Here is an 18,160-nt window from a genome sequence, read left to right as displayed (position 1 = left end):
ACCGTTTTACAATCGGTGGACGAGCCGAGGGCATGGCCCTCGAACCCATCCAGGCGGGTGCCTGGTCGCTCGTGCCGGCGCTGGTCGCGATCACCCTCGCGTGGTACACGAGGGACGCCCTGATCGGGTTGTTCGTCGGCGTCTCCATCACGGGGGTCGTCTACGGCGCGCTACGGCCCGCCGCGGTCGGCGTCCCGGGCGACATCGCCGGGTCCACTGCGGGCGAGGTCCTCGGCGCGATCTTCGGGTTGAAGACGATCCCGACGCTCGTCGCCACCGCCCCGCTCTTCGCCGACGCCTGGTACATCGAGAACGTCCTGCTCGCCGTCTTCGCGATCGGCGGGCTGATCGGCCTGATGATCCGGTCCGGGGCCATCCGAGGGGTGTTGGAGGCGCTCACCGCCAGGGCGAACTCCGCCGCTGACGCCGAGAAGGCCGCGTTCATCGCGGGCATCGCCATCCACATAGACGACTACTTCAACTGCCTCGTGGTCGGCTCGATGATGCGCCCGCTGACCGACCGGTTCGACGTGTCGCGGGCGAAATTGGCCTACTACGTCGACTCGGCCGGGAGCCCCGCGGCCCGCCTCGCGTTCTACTCGACCTGGGGTGCCGCGATGGTCGGCTTCATCGGCGCGGGACTCGTCGCGGCCGCACAGCAGGGGACACTCCCGCCCGGGATGAGCAACTACGTCAGCGGTTCCGGGAACGAGGCGGAGGCGGTCACCCAGCAGGTGTGGCCGCTGTTCTTCAACACACTTTTCACGGCGTTCTACTCCTGGATCGCGCTGATCCTGGCGGCGTTAGTCGCCTGGCAGGTCGTCCCGAACATGTTCGGGATGCGCAAGGAGGAGGAGCGCGCCCGGCGCGGCGACGGCGTCGTCGGCGAGGACGACAGCCCGATGATCTCCGAGGAGATGAAGCAGTACGAGATGTACGAGGGCGCGACGCCCGACTGGCGGAACTTCGCGGTCCCCATCGCGACCATGATCGTCGTCGGCGTCGGCGCGATGCTGTGGCGGGACGGGCCGGTGGTCACCTCCGTCGGCGGGGCGTTCGCGCTCGACATCGGCGGCGTCAGGCTCGGACTGGCAGCGACGACGGCGATGGTCGTCGCGTTCGTCCTCTACCGGCTCAGGGGTGACATCCCCTCGAACAGCGACGGGACGGACGCCATGATCAAGGGGATGAAGGGGATCTTCCTCGCGGCGGTCATCCTCGCGCTCGCCACCTCCATCCAGAACGCCGTGACGACGCTGGGCATCTCCTCGTTCGTCACGGACTGGTTCGGGGGCGTGCCCGCGGCCATCATCCCCGTGACGGTGTTCCTCCTGACCGCGTTCATCAGCTTCTCGGACGGGAGTTCCTGGTCCACGTACGGGATCATGTTCCCGATCGCCATTCCGGTCGCGTTCGTGACCGGCGCGAACCTCCCGCTGGTGCTCGGCGCCGTCTTCTCGGGCGGCATCTTCGGCGATCACTGCTCGCCGATCAGCGACACGACCGTCCTCGCCTCCTCGACCAGCGGGAGCGACCACATGGTCCACGTCCGGACGCAGATCCCCTACGCGGTAACGACCGCCGCCATCGCGGCCGTCCTGTTCCTGCTCGCCGGCTTCCTCCTCCCCGAGGGGTTCCGGGTCATCCCGTACTGAACTGGGCGAGCGCTAGGCGCCCGAACCGACCCAGCCACCGCCGATCGCCCGGGAAATTCGAGCGACTGCGCCCACTGACCGAAGCTCCCTTATATAGCTAATCGCTAACAGAAGGACGTCATGCAACGACGTAGCTACCTCAAGTCCACTGGCGCCGCCGCAGCGGGCCTCACGACGGCCGGCTGTCTCGGCTTCGGTGGTGGCGGCGACGGCGGAGAGACCATCGAGATCGGCTCGGACATCCCGTACCGGCCGTTCGAGTACGAGAACGAGCAGGGCGAACTCGTCGGCTTCGACGTCGACATCGCGGAGGCCGTGTTCTCGGGCGAACTCGGCTACGAGTACGAGTTCGTCCCGAACTCGTTCGACACGATCATCCCGTCGCTGAAGAACGGGAACTTCCGGGTCATCATGTCGGCGATGACCATCAACGACGAGCGCGCTCAGCAGGTCGACTTCTCGGACCCGTACTTCACCGCCTACCAGACCATCGTGGTCAGGAACGACTCCGACATCACCTCGAAGGAGGACCTCCGCGGCAAGCGAGTCGGCGTCCAGAAGGGGACGACCGGGGCCGACGCCGCGGCCGAACTCCAGTCCGAGTTCGACGGCGAACTCCAGATCAACGAGTACGACCAGATCCCGGACGCGTTCAGCGCGCTGTTGAACAACCAGGTCGTGGCCGTCATCAACGACAACACCGTCAGCGCCGAGTTCGTCGACCAGAACGGGGACCAGGTCCGGTTCGTCGAGGGCGAGGGTGAGGCCGCCGCGCAGGGCGAGGACGCGCCGCCGTACCTCACGCTCACCGTGGAGAACTACGGTATCGCGTTCCGCCAGGACGACGACGACTTCCGCGAGGAGGTCAACGGAGCGCTCCAGTCGATCAGGGAGAGCGGCGAGTACGACGAGATCTACAACGAGTACTTCAGCGGGTAACGATCGATGGCCACCGACACCGAGCGGACGACGGGTGGGGAACGGGGCGTCATCGAGCGGATGAACGACGCGACGTTCCGCCGGATCGGCCTCGTCGGCACCTCGTTGTTCGCGCTCGTCGTCGGTGCGTTCCTCCTGTACGTGCTGTTCGTGCGGGTGGACTACGAGCTGCTCCTGGAGATCATCTACCCGCAGTTCACGTACGCGTTCCTCCGCGTGCTCGGAATCGTCGTCGTTAGCAGCGTCCTCTCGGTGGTCGCCGGAGTGATCGTCGGGCTCGCGCGGGTTTCCCGGACCGGCCCGACGAGGAACATCGCGAAGGGGTACATCGAGTTCTTCCGCGGGACGCCGCTGCTGTTCCAGCTGTTCGTCATCTACCTCGGCATCCCACAGCTCTGGGGCGGAACCTTCCCGGTCGACCAGTGGAACTACTACGCCGCGGTCATCGGGCTCACGCTCAATCACGCGGCCTACATCGGCGAGGCCATCCGCGGCGGCATCGAATCCATCCCGTCCGGGCAGATGGAGGCCGCCCGGTCGCTCGGGATGTCGTACATCCAGTCCATGCGGAACGTCGTCCTCCCGCAGGCGTGGCGCAACTCGCTCGCGGCCATCGGGAACGACCAGGTCATCCTCGTGAAGGACACCTCGCTGCTGACAGTCCTCGCGGTACCGGAACTGCTGAGCGCGTTCCGGAACATCAACTCCGCGACGTTCGACGCGTGGACGCCGATCATCCTCGTCGCCATCGCCTACCTCATGATAACCATCCCGCTCGGCAGGCTCGTCAGCTATCTCGAACGGCGCGCGGACCCAGCGACCGCTGGAGGTGACAACTGATGGCGCTACTCGAGTTCGAGAAGGTGAACAAGTACTTCGGCGAGACGCACGTCCTCAAGGACATCGACCTGGAGGTTGACGAGCAGGAGGTGTGCGTCGTCATCGGGCCGTCAGGCTCGGGGAAATCGACGCTGCTCCGGTGTACCAACCGGCTCGAGGAGATCCAGTCGGGCGAGATCCGCCTCGACGGGACGCCGCTCACGGACCCCGACGCGGACATCAACGTCCTCCGCCAGCGCATCGGCATGGTGTTCCAGTCGTTCAACCTCTTCCCGCACAAGACCGCCCTGGAGAACGTCGCCCTCGCACCGATCAAGGTGAAGGGGCTTCCGAGGGACGAGGCGCACGACCGAGCGAACCGTCTGCTGGACCGTGTCGGCCTGGCGGGACAGACCGGGTCGTACCCCTCACAGCTCTCCGGCGGCCAGCAGCAGCGGGTCGCTATCGCCCGGGCGCTGGCGATGGACCCCCAGGTGATGCTGTTCGACGAGGTGACGAGCGCGCTCGACCCCGAACTCGTGGGCGAGGTGCTCGAGGTCATGCGCGACCTGGCCGACGAGGGCATGACGATGATGGTCGTCACCCACGAGATGGGGTTCGCCCGCGAGGTCGGCGACACGATCACGCTGATGGCCGAGGGTGAGGTCGTCGAACGCACGCCACCGAAGCAGTTCTTCGAGGAGCCGACGACCCAGCGCGGCCGGCAGTTCCTCTCGAAACTGCTCTGATCGACTCCGTTTCGAGTCGTTCTCTCGCGCCAACTCCCATCGGTTCGCAGCGTGGCGGCCGTGATCCACCCACGTCGTACGGTCTGAGAGTTCGGCGTCGCTCGTCCGGACACCGAACCGTCGCGAACGCGCACCTTTTTACCTCGACCCGTTCCAGCCGAGGTCGTGCCAAGCAGACGACGCGTTCTCCGGGGTGCCGCGGCCGGCGTGACCGCGACGCTCGCCGGCTGCGGCCGGTCGCTCCGCGCCAACACGGCCCCGGGCGGGCTCGAACTCGTCAACGACCGCGCGACCCCCGCGTCGGTCGTGGTCAGGGCCGCGCTCGTCCCGGACGCGACCGGAACACCGGACCCAGCGAGCACCCCTGTCCCCGTAGAGGAGGCCGCAGTACAGGGGCGCTTCTCGGTCCCGGGGAACGCGACGCGATATGCGCCGCGGTTCTTCCCGGAACCGGGCCGATACGTCGTCGAGGCGTCGGCCGACGGCGCGCGTCACCGAACCTCGCTGGAACTGTATCGGTCGCTCGGCGGGGGCGGCGTCGGCGTCGATACGGCCGTGATTCGACTTGTCCCGGACGGAGTCAGGGTCGACGCGACCGGGGTAGATTAGCCGCTGGCGTGCGCGGAAACGATCGAGGCGAACGTCGAGGCGAGCCGGTAGTCGGAACCGCGAATTAGAACGTCAGGACCTCGACGCCGTCCGTCTCGTACTCGGCCATCGCCGCCAGACGGTCGGGCACCTCCGAAAGCGACACCTCACGACCCACGAGGCTCCCCGGGTCGAGGTCGCCGGCCTCGAGCAGTCCGAGGAGTTCGTCGTACCGTGTCGGGGGCATCCCGCGGGACCCGAGGAAGTCCACCTCCCAGCGCGTCATTGCGTCGGTCGGCAGCGACACCTCGCCCTCCTCTGCGTCCGTCGTCAGCCCGACCTGCACGTGTCGCCCACGCTGACGGAGGCAGCTCACCGAATTCCGGCACGTCTCGGCGCGACCGAGCGCGTCCAGGGAGACGTGCGCCCCGCCGTTCGTGATCGCCTCGATCTCCGCGACCGGATCCGCGTCACGAGCGTTCACGACAGCGTCTGCACCCGCGTCGCGAGCGCGAGTGAGCTTCCCGTCTGCGACGTCGACGGCGACGACCCGCGCACCGAGCGCGTCGGCGACGTGGACCGCCGAGAGCCCGACCCCGCCGCAGCCGTGGACCGCGACCCACTCGCCGGCCGCGACGTCCGCGCGGTGTGCGAGCGAGTGGAACGCGGTCATGAACCGACAGCCGAGCGCGGCGACGTCGCGGGCGGCGATGCCGTCGGGAAGCGGCATCGCGTTGTAGTCGGCGTGGGGGACGTGGACCCGTTCTGCGAACGCGCCGGGTGCGGCCCGTTCGAACCCGAGCGCCCGACCGTCGAGGCAGGTGTTCCCGTGGCCGTTGAGACACTCCCCGCAGGCGCCACAGCCCAGGTTGAACGGGACGGCGACCCGGTCGCCCGCCACGACGGACTCGACGCGTTCGCCGACCGCGACGACCTCGCCGGCCGGTTCGTGGCCCAGCACGAAGTCTGTCGGCACCTGATCGTCGGCCCACTCGCCGTGGCCCTGCCATGCGTGCCAGTCCGAGCGACAGATGCCGCACGCCTCGACGTCGACGACGACGCCGTGGGGTTCGAGGTCCGGTTCGGACACCTCTGTCACGTCGAGCGGCTCCCCGTACTCGCGGAGGACGGCTGCCTGCATACCTCCCGGTTCGCGCGGGGGGTGAAAAAGCGTCCTGCAGGCGGCAGCTTCGGTCGGCCTCGTCAGAAGAAGTCGGCGAGTCCCGACTGGTCGTCGTCCGCGTCGTCCGGATCGTCGGCGACGGCCGGGTCGTCGTCAGCGCCCCCATCGTCGTCGCCCTCGTCGGATCCGGCGAGCGTCGTCTGCGCGTCCCCGTCGCCCGACTCGTCGCTCGGGTTCGCTCCTTCGGCCGCTTCGGTGGACGATTCGTCATCCGGTTCGGCCTCCGCGTGGGGCATCCCGGCGAACGCGCCGCCCGAGTGCTCCTCCATCACCTCGTCGCGGAGCTCCTGGGCGTCCTCGACGATGGACTGCACCTTGTTCGTCGTCTCGCCGGAGCCGGTGACGAACGAGACGTGGTCCTCCTCGAGGTCGTACGCGGCCGCCATCCGGACGGTCAGGTCGCGCGGCTTGCAGTGGTGGGTCATCGCGGCGAGGAACGGCAGCACCTCGCGGCGGACCGTGCTCATCGAGAACCCGCCCTCCGCCGCGACCTGGCGGACGACGTGGTCGGCCGTCTTCGAGGACGAGCGGTAGAACTGCGGGCGACCCCAGCGGGTCCAGCCGCCCTTGGTACCCTCGCGCGCCGCAGCGACGCCAGCGGAGAGGTTATCGCCGGCGTAGCGCCAGTAGGAGTAGTTCTGACTCGCGCGAACGCGGCCGAGCCACACGTCGGCGTCCGCCAGGTGGTCGTACGCCCGGACGGCCTCCCCCGGCTCGTACACCTTCAGCATGTTGTCCTCGATCCACTTCGTGAGGTCGTCGGGCGTCTCGTCCACGTCGTACGAGGAGTGGAGCGCCTCCCGCGCGGACTCGGTCTCCTTCAGCACGAGGTCGAGGAACGGGAAGATGCCCATCGAGCGGTCGCGGTCGCCGGTCACCACGTCCTCGATGGAGAGTCTCTCCTTGCCCTCCGCCACCGCCTGGAGGTCGTTGACCGCGCCCCGGAGGTCCCCGGAGTTGCGCTCGGCGATCCGTTCGAGCGCGTCCGCGTCGAACTCGATCCCCTCCTTCCGGCAGATGTCGCGGAGTACCGGGATGATGGAGCGCTTCGAGACGTCGCGGAACTCGACCTCGCGGGTCGCGTTGCGGAGCCCGCGGGACATGTCGTAGTACTCGTTGGCGATGAGGACGATCGGCTGGCCCGACGACTTCACGAGCTTCGTGATGGCGCCCGCGCCGCCGCGGTCGTAGTTGCCGTGGATGTTGTCGGCCTCGTCGAGGACGACGAGCTGGCGGCCGCCGGTGGCATCGGCGCCGCTGGAGCCGCTCAGGGTCTCGTTGTTGGCGGCGCGGCCGGCGTACCGTTCGATGACGTCGGCCGTGCGCTTGTCCGAGGCGTTGAGTTCGACCGTCTCCCAGCCCATGTCCGACGCGAGCGCGTGTGCGGCGGAGGTCTTCCCGATGCCGGGGGAGCCGTGGAGGACGATGGCCTCCCGGTGGTCGTCCCACGACTCCGCCCACTCGCGGAACGCGTCGACGGCCTTGTCGTTGCCCCGGAGTTCCGAGAGCGAGCGCGGCCGGTACTTCTCCGTCCAGTCCATGTGGCTGCTACTCGGTGGGAGCCGCGTTTAGTGGTTGCGGAGATGGTTATCGGTCCTCTCTGGCCGGACGAAGATCCGAGATACTCCGCGCTGCTTGCCAAGATCACCACCCACTATAGCAAGAACTATTAAATCAGATGTTAGAGTTAGTAATATGGCGCAACATTCCCGACGTCAGTTCCTCCTCGGTGCGGCCGGGACCACGGCCGGGGCGCTCGCCGGGTGTCTCGGAACGGTGGCCACGGACGGGGCATCGAACGGCGGACGGCGGACCGCGCAGGCATCGTTCTTCGTCGTCTACGACTTCACGAGGCACGTGGCGACTCGGGAAGCCGACGTTCACAACCTCGTACCGTTCGGTCAGCACGGGCACGGGTGGGAACCCGGTCCCGACATCCAGAGGGACGTACTCGGGTCCGACGCCTTCGTCTACGTAGGCGAGGGGTTCCAACCCTGGGCCGACAAGACGGTGCAGAACATCCGGGAGGACGGGGCCAACGTCGCGGTCGTCGAAGCGTGGGAGGGGGTCGATCTGCTCGACACGTCCGACGGACACGACCACGGGTCCGAGGGGCACGAGTCCGGAGAGCACGACCACGACGACGGACACAGCGACGACGGCCACCACGAACACGACGGGGGCGAGTCCGGGGACGAGCAGGCCAGCCACACCGAGCACGGGGGACACGCGGATCACGACGATCAGACCGAACAGGCCGGGAGTTCCGAACAGGGTACGACCGACCCGCACTTCTGGCTCGATCCGTCGCGGGCGAAGCAGTCCGTCCGGACGATCGCCCGCGGACTGAGCGAGGTCGATCCGGAGAACGAGTCGGGCTACGTCGAGAACACAGACGCGTTCGTCGAACGCCTCGACGAACTCGACGGCAGGTACCGTGAGCGACTGGACGGCCGCACGCGGGACACCGTCCTCGTCGCGGGGCACAACTCGTTCCGGTATCTCGGACGTCGCTACGACTTCCACGTCGAAGCGCTGACGGGGCTCTCCCCCGATTCGCCACCGAGCCCGCAGGACGTCAAACGCGCACAGACGGTCATCGACGAGCACGACGTCGAACACGTCCTCGCACCGGTGTTCGAGTCCGACAGGGCGGCGAGACAACTCGTCGAGGAGACCGACGCGACTGCCGTCCTCCCCCTGACGCCGGTCCCGAGCCTCACCCAGGAGTGGACCGACGAGGGGTGGGGGTACGTCGAGGTCATGGAGAAGGTGAACCTCCCCTCGCTGGAGGAGGCGCTCGGCGTCGAATGAGCGTCGTGGAACTCGCCGACGTCACGTACGCGTACGACGGCCGGCCGGCCGTCGAGGACGTCTCGCTGACGGTCGAGTCCGGGGACTTCCTCGGACTGGTCGGACCGAACGGTTCGGGGAAGACGACGCTCCTCGAGCTCCTGACGGGACTGCTCCGTCCGGACGCCGGGACGGTCACGCTCTTCGGCGAACCGGCACACCGGTTCTCCGACGGGACGCGCGTCGGCTACGTCGCACAGGAGACCACGGGAACGGCCGGCGGGATGCCCCTCACCGTCCGCGAGGTCGTCACCATGGGACGGTATCCACACGCGGGGCTCGGCCGACTCGGTCGGGACGACCACGAGTCCATCGACGAGGCGCTCGAGACGGTCGGAATCGCCCACCTGGCGAGCCGTCGCATCTCCACCCTCTCGGGCGGCCAACGACAGCGCGTGTTCATCGCGCGAGCGCTCGCGGCGGACGCGGATCTGCTCGCGCTCGACGAGCCGACGGTCGGCGTCGACGCCGAGTCGCGGGAAGCGTTCTACGAACTGCTCCGGGAGTTGAACGAGTCGGGCCTCACGATCGTCCTCGTCGAACACGACATCGGCGTCGTCACGGCGTTCGCGTCGACCGTCGCCTGTCTCAACCGACGCCTGTACTTCCACGGCGATGCACTGGAGTTCACCGAGAGCGACGCGCTCCGGGCCGCGTACGGGGCGAACCAGCGGCTACTCGAGCACCGACACCACTGATGGGGTCGTTCACCATCCAGCTCGGCGGGTTCGTGGGGGAGATGCTCGGCTACACGTTCATGCGACGGGCGTTCGTCGCCGGCGTGTGCATCGCGTTCGTCGCCCCGCTCGTCGGGTCGTTCCTGGTCCACCGTCAGCTCGCGATGATCGGCGACACGCTCGCCCACGCGGCGTTCGCCGGGGTCGCGATCGGGCTCTTCCTGAGTTCCGTCCTCGGGACCGTCGTCTCCCCGTATCTCGCGGCACTCGTCGTCGCCGTGGTGGCCGCGTTGCTCATCCAGATCCTCTCGGAGCACACCGACGTCTACAACGACGTGTCGATGGCGATCGTGCTCGCCGGCGGGTTCGCCCTTGGGACGGTACTGATCAGCCTCACCAGCGGCGGCATCGCCGTCGGCATCAACGAGTACCTCTTCGGGAGCCTCTCGACGCTGAGGCGGGGCGACGTCGAGATACTGGTCGGACTCACCGTCCTCGTCGCCGCCGTCGTTCTGCTGTCCTACCGGAAGCTGTTGTACGTCACGTTCGACGAATCGGCCGCACACATCGCCGGCATCGACGTGGACAGAATGAACCGACTCCTCGTCGTTCTCACCGCGCTGGTCGTCGTGGGGGCGATGCAGATGATGGGCGTCATCCTCGTCGCGGCGATGCTGGTCGTCCCGGTGGCGGCCGCCACGCAACTCGCTCGAAGCTTCAAGCACTCCCTCCTGCTCGCCATCGCGGCAGCGCAGGTCGCGGTCCTCTCGGGTACGACGCTCTCGTACGCCCACGGAATCGCCGCGGGCGGGACGATCGTTCTCGTCGCCATCGGCGTGTACCTCGTCGCCGCGCTCGTTGGGAGGATCGGGATTCCGCGACTCGGCTGAACGTCGGTTCCTCGTCCCGAACCGAACGACCGACAGAACTCCTAAGCCCGTGGAATCGCTCCCTCCTCTTGATGACCGACCTCGTCGATCAAGTGAGGCGGTCGCTCCGCGAGGACACGCAGCGCGAGTTCGACCGTCGCGTCGAGGACCAGGCCGACCGCCTCAGGGAGGCACTCCGGGAGGGCCGACTCGACAGTCCCGGCTTCGGACTGGGGATCGAACTCGAGGCGTACGCGGTCGACGGCGACGGACGGCTCGCCAGGGTCCCCGAGTCCGTGTTCGACGCCGACTGCGAGCGGGAACTGGGGCGACACGGCGTCGAGTTCCACACCGCACCCGACCCGTTCGACGGCGAGGGAATCTCCGCGCAGGCCGAGACGCTCCGCCGCCACGTTCGGAACGTGCGACGGGTCGCGGCCCGGGAGGGCCTGGAAGTGGTCCTCGACGCCATGTGGACGGTTCCGCCGTCGGAGGGTACCCCGGCGTACCTCGGCGACGTCATCGAGCGCGACGGGGTGACGATCGCCGAGAACATGACCCGGTCACCCCGGTACTGCGCGATCGACAACGAGGTCCTCGCCCGGACCGGTGGAACGGTCGGCCTCTCGGTTCCGGGCGCCGAGTGCGACTTCCCGTCGATCCTCTTCGAGTCGCTGACCAACTCGATCCAGCCGCACGTCCAGGTCCCCACGGCCGAGGCGTTCCCCCGGTACTACGGCCTCGCGGTCCGGACGCTCGGGCCGGTCCTCGCGCTCGCGACGAACTCGCCGTTGCTGCCGACGGACCTCTACGACGTCGACGACCCGTACCGGCTCCTCGACGAGACGTACCACGAACTCCGGATTCCGGTGTTCGAACAGTCGGTCAACGCGGCCTGGGAGAAGGTCCGGTTCCCCGACGGGATCCGGACCGCGTCCGACGCGGTCGACGCCCTCGTCGCCGACCCGACGTGTGCGCCGTTCCTCCGGGAGTGGATCGACGACGACGAACGGGGCGACGCGTTCGCCGACCGATTCTGGGAGTTCGACCACAAGCGGGGGACCTACTGGCGGTGGCTCCGGACCGTCATCGGCGGCCAGCCGGTCGGTGGGGGCGACTCGTGGTCGATCCGTCTCGAGTACCGACCGCTCCCGACCCAGCCGACGGTCGTCGACAACGTCGGCTTCCAGTGTCTCGTGGCCGGCCTCGTCCGCGGCCTGGGCGCGGCCGACCACCCGCTCGCGAGCCTCGACCGGGACCTGGCCGAACGGAGTTTCTACAGCGCGGTCGAGAACGGGCTCGACGCGGACCTCGCGTGGGTCACGGCCGACAGCGAGCGGACGACGGACCGGGCCGTGATCTTCGACGAACTGTTCGCCCTGGCCCGCCGCGGCCTCCGGGAGCAGGGGGTTCCGCAGGCGACGGTCGAGGAGTACCTCGCGCCGATCGAGGAACGGTGGGCCGGACGGACCACCCCGAGTCGGTGGAAGCTAGAGCGCGTCCGGGACCACCTCGACGCGGGCCAGGACTTCGAGGAGGCCGTCCGCGAGATGCAGTCCGAATACGTCCGTCTGTCGGGGACCGGCGAGCCGTTCGTCCGGTGGTCCTGACGACCGGGGCTCGACGTCCGAGCGACGGACGGCCGTCTCCCGCCGTCCCGGACGGGTGACCGGGACCCGACCAGTCCTTATTGCCACGCGCGCCGACTAGACCGGCATGTCCACCGACAGAATCGGCGTGCTCGGGAGCGGTGACGTCGGACGAGCGCTCGGGAGCGGATTCGCCCGCCACGGCTGGGACGTCGCGGTCGGGTCGCGCGACCCCGGAAAACTGCACGACTGGCGTGACGACGTCGGTGGGAGCGTGGCGGACGACGGGAGCGTTTCGGTCGGCTCGTTCGCCGACGCGGCGGCCCACGGCGACGTCGCGGTCCTCGCCGTCCGGGGCGCGGCCGCCCTGGACGCCCTCGACCTGGCCGGCCACGACAACTTCGCGGGGACGCTCCTGCTCGACACGACGAACCCGCTGGACTTCTCCGGCGGGATGCCGCCACACCTCCTGTTCGGGGGGACGGACTCGCTCGGCGAACGTATCCAGTCGGCGCTCCCCGACGCTCACGTGGTGAAGTGCTTCAACACCGTCTCCAACGCCCAGATGGTCGACCCGGAGTTCGAGGAGGGGACACCGCCGATGTTCATCTGCGGGGACGACGCCGACGCGAAGGGACGCACGGAGGATATCCTCGTCGAACTCGGCTGGCCCGGCACGATGGACGTCGGCGACATCGAGTCGGCCCGGCACCTCGAGGCACTGGTTCCCCTGTGGGTGCGTGTCGGGTCGGTGATGGACACGTCGGAACACGCGTTCAAGGCTGTCCAGTAGTTCGCCAGCCTCGACCCCCCGAGAGTCGGTCCGACCCGAGTGGGACCGAAACCGGAACACGGCGAGCGCCTCAACCACTGGCCCAAAAGAGGGGGAACGGAGCGTGGGGCTCGTGAAGTCCAGATTTATACGCCTACCCCCGCACAGCCGAAGCAGTATGAACAGTTCCGAAAACGGGACCCACTCGTCGCCAAACGGTGGGTATCGGACCCTCGTCGACAACTTTCCGAACGGCGTTCTGGTCCTCTTCGACGAGGCGTTACGGTACCGGATCGTCGGGCCCGAATCGCTCCCGTTCTCCGGTCGAACGGCCTCGAACCTGGTCAACGAACCGGTCGACGAGCTCTTCCCCGAGGAGACGGTCTCGCGGATCGAACCCGAGCTCCGGGCCACGATCGAGGGGACCTCACGTTCGTTCGACGTCGAGTACGACGGACGGACTCACCACATCGAGACGCGCCCGACGAGCATCGAGGGGGAACCGTACGGAATCCTCGTCACGCAGGACGTCACCGAGGAACGCGAGACGGCGCGCGAACTCGAACAACAGAACGAGCGGCTCGACCAGTATGCGAGTATGATGTCCCACGACCTCCGGAACCCGCTCTCGATCGCGCTCGGTCGGCTCGAACTGTACCGGGAGACGGGCGAGGAATCGAACCTCGACGCGGTCGAGGACGCCCTCTCGCGGATCGACGAGCTCACGGTGGATCTGACGTCGCTCGTCCGCCACGGCACGCCGGGGAACGAGCACACGGAGGTATCGCTGACCGAGATCGCACGCGACGCGTGGGAGACGATCGACTCGCGGTCCGCGACGCTCGAGACCGAGGACTGCACGATCGAGGGCGACGACGGACAGCTCCAGGCGCTGTTCGAGAACCTGTTCCGGAACGCGGTCGGACACGGCGGTTCCGACGTGACCGTCCGGGTCGGTCCACTGGCGGACGGCTTCTACGTCGAGGACACGGGGGCTGGCATCCCCACAGAGGAACGGGAGCGAGCGTTCGAGCACGGGTACACGACGGGGTACAGCGGGAGCGGCGTCGGGCTCACTATCGTCGGTCGAATAGCCGACTCCCACGGCTTCGACGTCTCGCTGACCGAGAGCGCCGAGGGGGGCGCTCGTTTCGAGTTCCACGAGTCGTCCGACGGGGGATGATCGACGTATGGGTCCTGTGAACCTCTCGCTGAGGAGGTGGCCACGCGCTCCTCGAAGCAGCGGATTCCGCACCGTTATTGCCGGACCGGCCCTGCACCCGATAACGGATGAGCGAGGACCTCGGCACCCCGGTACTCGACGACCACATGCACCTCGACCCCGAGCACGGGCGCGGACTCGACGCCGTTCGGGACTTCGCCCGCCTCGGCGGCACCCACCTTATCGTCGTCAACAAGCCGTCGTGGCACCTCGGCGTCGAAGCCGACGCGCCCGCCGACTTCCGACCGGTGTTCGAGACCACCGTCGACGTGGTCGAGGACGCGACCGACCTGCTCGACGGGCGGGCCTGGGCCGTCCTCGGCGTCCACCCGGGGCTCGTCTCACGGCTGGTCGACGAGCGTGGGTACGGCCCGGAGGAGGCCCGCGACCTGATGCAGGGCGGGCTCGACGTCGCCGCCGAGTACGTCCGCGACGGACGCGCGCTCGGGCTGAAGTCGGGCCGGCCGCACTACGACGTGACCGACGCGGTGTGGACGGCCTCGAACGAGGTGATGCGCCACGCGTTCTCGCTCGGAGCCGACCGCGACTGTCCCGTCCAGTTGCACACCGAGGGGTCCGAGGACCTCACCGAGATCGCCGAGTGGGCCGAAGACACTGGGTTGGCCCGCGAACGCGTCGTCAAGCACTACGCGGGCGGCACCCTCGCCGGCCCGACGCCGAGCGTCATGAGCGAGAAGGACCGCCTCCGCGTCGCCGCCGAGGCCGGCGACCCGTTCCTGATGGAGACGGACTTCGTGGACGACCCCGACAGACCGGGCGCGGTCATGGGCCCGAAGACGGTCCCGCGGCGCGTCCGCTGGCTCCAGGAGGAGGGGTACGACGACGCGGTGCGGACCGCGCACGTCGAGACGCCGGCGCTGGCCTACGACGTTGATACTGTGGCCACGCTGGAGTGAAAGAGTGAAACGTCGTCAGGTTCCTTGCGGTTGCAGGGTCGGCTCCGCGTGACGACCGCTCCAACCGTAGGATAAGAAAGGCCTATCAACGCGGACCCGGACCGTGTGAGTATGACCGAACCCGAGGAGACGTTCTACACCGAGGAGCGGTGGCAGAACTGGCTCGACCGCGTCGAGGAAGAGACGCTCGATCCCGAGGACGAGGACTCCGCCCGCCTGCTGCTCAACCTCCAGGACGACGCCGCCATCGCGGTGGCGAAGGTCGTGTCGGCGTACGACGACGGCGAACTCGACCAGGAGACCGCGGTCGAGGAGATCGCCGGCATCCGCGACGTCGTGCTCGCGGAGGTCCACTTCGAGAACGAGGAGAAGGCGATGCTCATCGACGGCGTGCAGACGAGCCTCGTCTGCGTGTTCTACGCCGCGGAGGAGTTCATCGTCGGCGGGCCGGCCGAGGAGGCCAGCGTCGCGGAGTACGTCGCGGCCGCGGTCGACGCCGAGGAGAACGAGGACGTCGACGCCGCCCTCGGCTACCTCGTGCAGGCCGGCACGCGCATCATCGACGGCGACGAACTCCCGATGGAGGCCGTCGAGGACCTGGAGTACGGCCTGGTCTCCGAGTGGGTGAACGGACTCGACTCGCTGCAGAGCGCAATGTCCGACCCCGAAGTCGTCGAGGAAGAGGACTGAAGGGGGTCCCGAGGAACGCGGGACGCGACGGGCGCTGGAGTTATCGTTTGCGAGATTCAGACCCAATTAGTGCGGCATGCTTTTAAGACGTGGGTCGGTTGACACGGTATGCGACTCGGGGGCGAAGACCGTGCACAGTCCGTTCAGGTCGGCGTAATCGTCCTGTTCGGCTTTCTCATCGTCGCGCTGTCGATGTACCAGGCGACGATCGTCCCCCAGCAGAACGCGGAGGTCGAGTTCCGCCACAGCCAGACGGTGCAGGACGACCTGGTGGGGCTCGGGAACAGTATCGACGCGACGGGACGCGTCGGCGACGCGGCGCCTGCCGCCGTGAAGCTCGGCACCCGCTACCCGTCGCGGACGTTCTTCGTGAACCCGGCGCCCGCAGCCGGTACGCTCCGCACCGAACCGGCCGGGAACGTCACGATCAGTGGTGTGGAGGTGCTCTCGACGACAGGGAACGAGGCGAACGACTACTGGGGCGCGGACCGGAACTTCTCGACGAGGTCGGTCGTGTACGAGCCGCGATACAATCAGTACGACGAGGCGCCGGTGACCCGATACGAGGCGGGTGGCGTCGTCAACGACTTCGGCGGGCGGACGCTGGCGGTCGACGAGCTGACGGTCGTGGACGGAAACCGGATCACGCTCGTCGCGGTCGACGGAACGCTCTCGCACAACGGCGTCCAGCTGCTCTCGGTCGACCCGGCTGCCGTGAGCAGCGTCGACCGACGCGAGACCGTCACCGGCGACATCAGGCTCGTCGTCCCCTCCACGGTGAGCGCCGACGTCTGGGCGGACGACCTGCTCTCCGAGGAGATCGCCGCGGGCTGGGTGAACGGCACGACGCAGGTCGGCTCGGACCGCGTGCGGATCGACCTCAACGCGAGTCGAAACTACTCGCTCGGGGTTGCCGGGGTGGGCGTCGGGCGGAACGTGACCGCGACCTCGGCCCCCGCCTACATCGACGTGGAGCGGGCCCCTGCCGCCGCCGATGCTGGCTCCGTGCGGGAGGTCGTCGTCGAGGTCCGGGACCGGTACGGCAACCCCGTCGGGAACCAGCAGGTGACGGGCGCTGTGACGGGTGGGTCGGGGTCGCTCGTCTCCGGGACCGTCACGACCGACGACCGCGGGCGCGCCGTCTTCGAGTACGAGGCAGCGGGAAGCGGCACGGCGACGATCCGGTTCAGTTACGACGACCTCGGATCGTTCGACTCGAGCGCGCCGGAGGACGCCGAACACTCGCTGACCGTCAGTAACGGCGACGGGACCGGCAGTGGAAGTGCCACGTACGAACTCGTCTGGGACACCGACCGCATCGACGACACGAACGGGGTGACGTACGTCGCGGCGAACGACACGATCGTCGTCGACCCGTCGGTCGCGAGTTCCCCCATCCCGGTGACGTCCCGAGCGACGAACGACGACGGGGATCCGATCGACGGTGCCACGGTGGATTACTCGACGGCTGACTCCTCAGTTGCCGGGTTCAGCGGATCGAACTCGACAGGTGAAACCGGGAGCGACGGTCGGTCGACCGTCGACATGGAGTTCGGTAACGGGGAGACGACCGTGTACGCCGCGACGCCCGGCGGTGGATCCGACGCCCTGACGGTAATCGTGACCACCGACTCGGGTGACGAGACTGGCGACCTCACTTGGTCGGTCACCGACGACACGGACACGAACACCGGCCAGGCGATCTACCGTGTCTCCTACCAAGTCGAGCACGCCAGCTCGTTCAGCTACGTCGAGGCGACTTTCCGGAACCTGAACGACAGCATGCTCGACCGGACGGTCACCAGCAACACGACGGGCGGCACGCTCACGTACGATCCCGGGAGCAACCAGGGTGGCGGGGACACCTACAACATCACGCTCCGGGCGTACGACACAGGCGGAAACGTGGTCGACGTGCGAACGACGACGGACGTGGCGGACAACACTGACCCCAGCGGAAGCGGTCCGATCGGCGGAGCGGACGACCCGCAACTCGCCAGGCTCCGCATCGACGATACGGGGTTGAGCGGTCACCCCGGCTACTACGTGAGCTACAACGTCACGAACAGCGGCGACCTCGGGGAGGTCGAGGTCGAGTTCCGAAACCTGGATCAGTCGTGGGCAACGCGCACGACCACAAGCACCCAACCCCGGGGCGCGCTCTCGTACGACGAGGGGTACGTCTCTGGGTCCACCTACCAAGTCATCGTTCGCGTGTTCGATTCGAACGACGTCCTGGTCGACAGGGAACGCGTCAACGACACAGTGGACGGCGTCGATCCGAGTGGTAACGACGACATGTCGAAGGGGTCGAGCCCGACGTTCTCAACGCTCGACATCGCGGACGACACGAACGTCGGGGCCGACCAGGGCGCGTACGCGGTCTCGTACGGAGTCGTGGATTCCACCGGCACCTTCGACCGGGTCGTCGCCCAGTTCAAGGACCTGACATCCGGTTGGTGGGCGACAAGGACAACTACCGGGACGGGGACGGGCGGGACGCTCACCTACGAGGTGGGTGGGACGGCGAACGACCAGTTCCGGATCGAGATCAGGCTCGTCGACGACGACGGCGTCGTCGTCTCCGAGACGTTCGTCGAGGACACCGCCGACGGCACCGACCCGTGATTCGACGAAC

The 18,160-nt window shown here is 68.1% G+C and carries 16 protein-coding genes; 14 read left to right on the top strand and 2 right to left on the bottom strand.

The genetic code is table 11. The features are described from left to right. The first annotated feature begins 32 nt into the window (after positions 1-32). From HUG10_RS01910 to HUG10_RS01890, 5 genes are all read left to right on the top strand, one after another. On the top strand, positions 33-1,655 hold the full coding sequence (locus tag HUG10_RS01910) for a Na+/H+ antiporter NhaC family protein (protein ID WP_179167947.1): 1,623 nt from the start codon (positions 33-35) through the stop codon (positions 1,653-1,655). Between the two features lie 120 nt (positions 1,656-1,775). After that, a complete protein-coding gene (locus tag HUG10_RS01905; RefSeq protein WP_179167946.1) occupies positions 1,776-2,594 on the top strand; it encodes a basic amino acid ABC transporter substrate-binding protein in 819 nt (272 codons plus the stop codon). 6 nt (positions 2,595-2,600) lie between these two features. Further along, a complete protein-coding gene (locus HUG10_RS01900; protein ID WP_179167945.1) occupies positions 2,601-3,434 on the top strand; it encodes an amino acid ABC transporter permease in 834 nt (277 codons plus the stop codon). Then, a complete protein-coding gene (locus HUG10_RS01895; protein WP_179167944.1) occupies positions 3,434-4,162 on the top strand; it encodes an amino acid ABC transporter ATP-binding protein in 729 nt (242 codons plus the stop codon). The genes HUG10_RS01900 and HUG10_RS01895 overlap by 1 nt, the downstream gene beginning before the upstream one ends. A 165-nt stretch (positions 4,163-4,327) precedes the next feature. After that, complete coding sequence (locus HUG10_RS01890; RefSeq protein ID WP_179167943.1) at positions 4,328-4,771, top strand: hypothetical protein; 444 nt, start codon at positions 4,328-4,330, stop codon at positions 4,769-4,771. 64 nt (positions 4,772-4,835) lie between these two features. On the opposite strand, the gene HUG10_RS01885 is transcribed toward HUG10_RS01890, so the two are convergent. Together HUG10_RS01885 and HUG10_RS01880 are read right to left on the bottom strand one after the other, a co-directional pair. After that, the gene (locus tag HUG10_RS01885; protein ID WP_179167942.1) at positions 4,836-5,891 is read right to left on the bottom strand and encodes a zinc-dependent alcohol dehydrogenase family protein; all 1,056 of its coding nucleotides are present in this window, start codon (positions 5,889-5,891) and stop codon (positions 4,836-4,838) included. Between the two features lie 62 nt (positions 5,892-5,953). Next, positions 5,954-7,474: a replication factor C large subunit gene (locus HUG10_RS01880; RefSeq protein WP_179167941.1), complete on the bottom strand. Its 1,521-nt coding sequence runs from the start codon at positions 7,472-7,474 to the stop codon at positions 5,954-5,956. Between the two features lie 154 nt (positions 7,475-7,628). Here HUG10_RS01880 and HUG10_RS01875 point away from each other — a divergent pair, with 154 nt between their 5' ends. From HUG10_RS01875 to HUG10_RS01835, 9 genes are all read left to right on the top strand, one after another. Continuing rightward, complete coding sequence (locus tag HUG10_RS01875) at positions 7,629-8,747, top strand: metal ABC transporter substrate-binding protein (protein WP_179167940.1); 1,119 nt, start codon at positions 7,629-7,631, stop codon at positions 8,745-8,747. Next, positions 8,744-9,484 carry a metal ABC transporter ATP-binding protein gene (locus tag HUG10_RS01870; protein ID WP_179167939.1) on the top strand — a complete coding sequence of 247 codons (741 nt, stop codon included), beginning with the start codon at positions 8,744-8,746 and terminating at the stop codon, positions 9,482-9,484. The genes HUG10_RS01875 and HUG10_RS01870 overlap by 4 nt, the downstream gene beginning before the upstream one ends. Continuing rightward, positions 9,484-10,353: a metal ABC transporter permease gene (locus HUG10_RS01865; RefSeq protein ID WP_179167938.1), complete on the top strand. Its 870-nt coding sequence runs from the start codon at positions 9,484-9,486 to the stop codon at positions 10,351-10,353. The genes HUG10_RS01870 and HUG10_RS01865 overlap by 1 nt, the downstream gene beginning before the upstream one ends. A gap of 71 nt (positions 10,354-10,424) precedes the next feature. After that, the gene (locus HUG10_RS01860; protein ID WP_179167937.1) at positions 10,425-11,942 is read left to right on the top strand and encodes a hypothetical protein; all 1,518 of its coding nucleotides are present in this window, start codon (positions 10,425-10,427) and stop codon (positions 11,940-11,942) included. Positions 11,943-12,048: 106 nt separating this feature from the next. Next, positions 12,049-12,714: an NADPH-dependent F420 reductase gene (locus tag HUG10_RS01855; protein WP_179167936.1), complete on the top strand. Its 666-nt coding sequence runs from the start codon at positions 12,049-12,051 to the stop codon at positions 12,712-12,714. Between the two features lie 157 nt (positions 12,715-12,871). Beyond that, on the top strand, positions 12,872-13,876 hold the full coding sequence (locus HUG10_RS01850; protein WP_179167935.1) for a sensor histidine kinase: 1,005 nt from the start codon (positions 12,872-12,874) through the stop codon (positions 13,874-13,876). 107 nt (positions 13,877-13,983) lie between these two features. After that, on the top strand, positions 13,984-14,832 hold the full coding sequence (locus HUG10_RS01845; RefSeq protein ID WP_179167934.1) for a TatD family hydrolase: 849 nt from the start codon (positions 13,984-13,986) through the stop codon (positions 14,830-14,832). A 111-nt stretch (positions 14,833-14,943) separates the two neighbouring features. Further along, on the top strand, positions 14,944-15,522 hold the full coding sequence (locus HUG10_RS01840; protein WP_179167933.1) for a DUF2150 family protein: 579 nt from the start codon (positions 14,944-14,946) through the stop codon (positions 15,520-15,522). A gap of 108 nt (positions 15,523-15,630) precedes the next feature. Then, positions 15,631-18,150, top strand: coding sequence for an Ig-like domain-containing protein (locus HUG10_RS01835; RefSeq protein WP_179167932.1), 2,520 nt, complete (start codon positions 15,631-15,633; stop codon positions 18,148-18,150). Positions 18,151-18,160 lie beyond the last annotated feature (10 nt).

It is taken from the genome of Halorarum halophilum, assembly GCF_013401515.1.
Taxonomy (GTDB): domain Archaea; phylum Halobacteriota; class Halobacteria; order Halobacteriales; family Haloferacaceae; genus Halorarum; species Halorarum halophilum.
The sequence above is the reverse complement of the archived record's forward strand: the minus strand, read 5'-3'. Positions and strand labels throughout refer to the sequence as shown.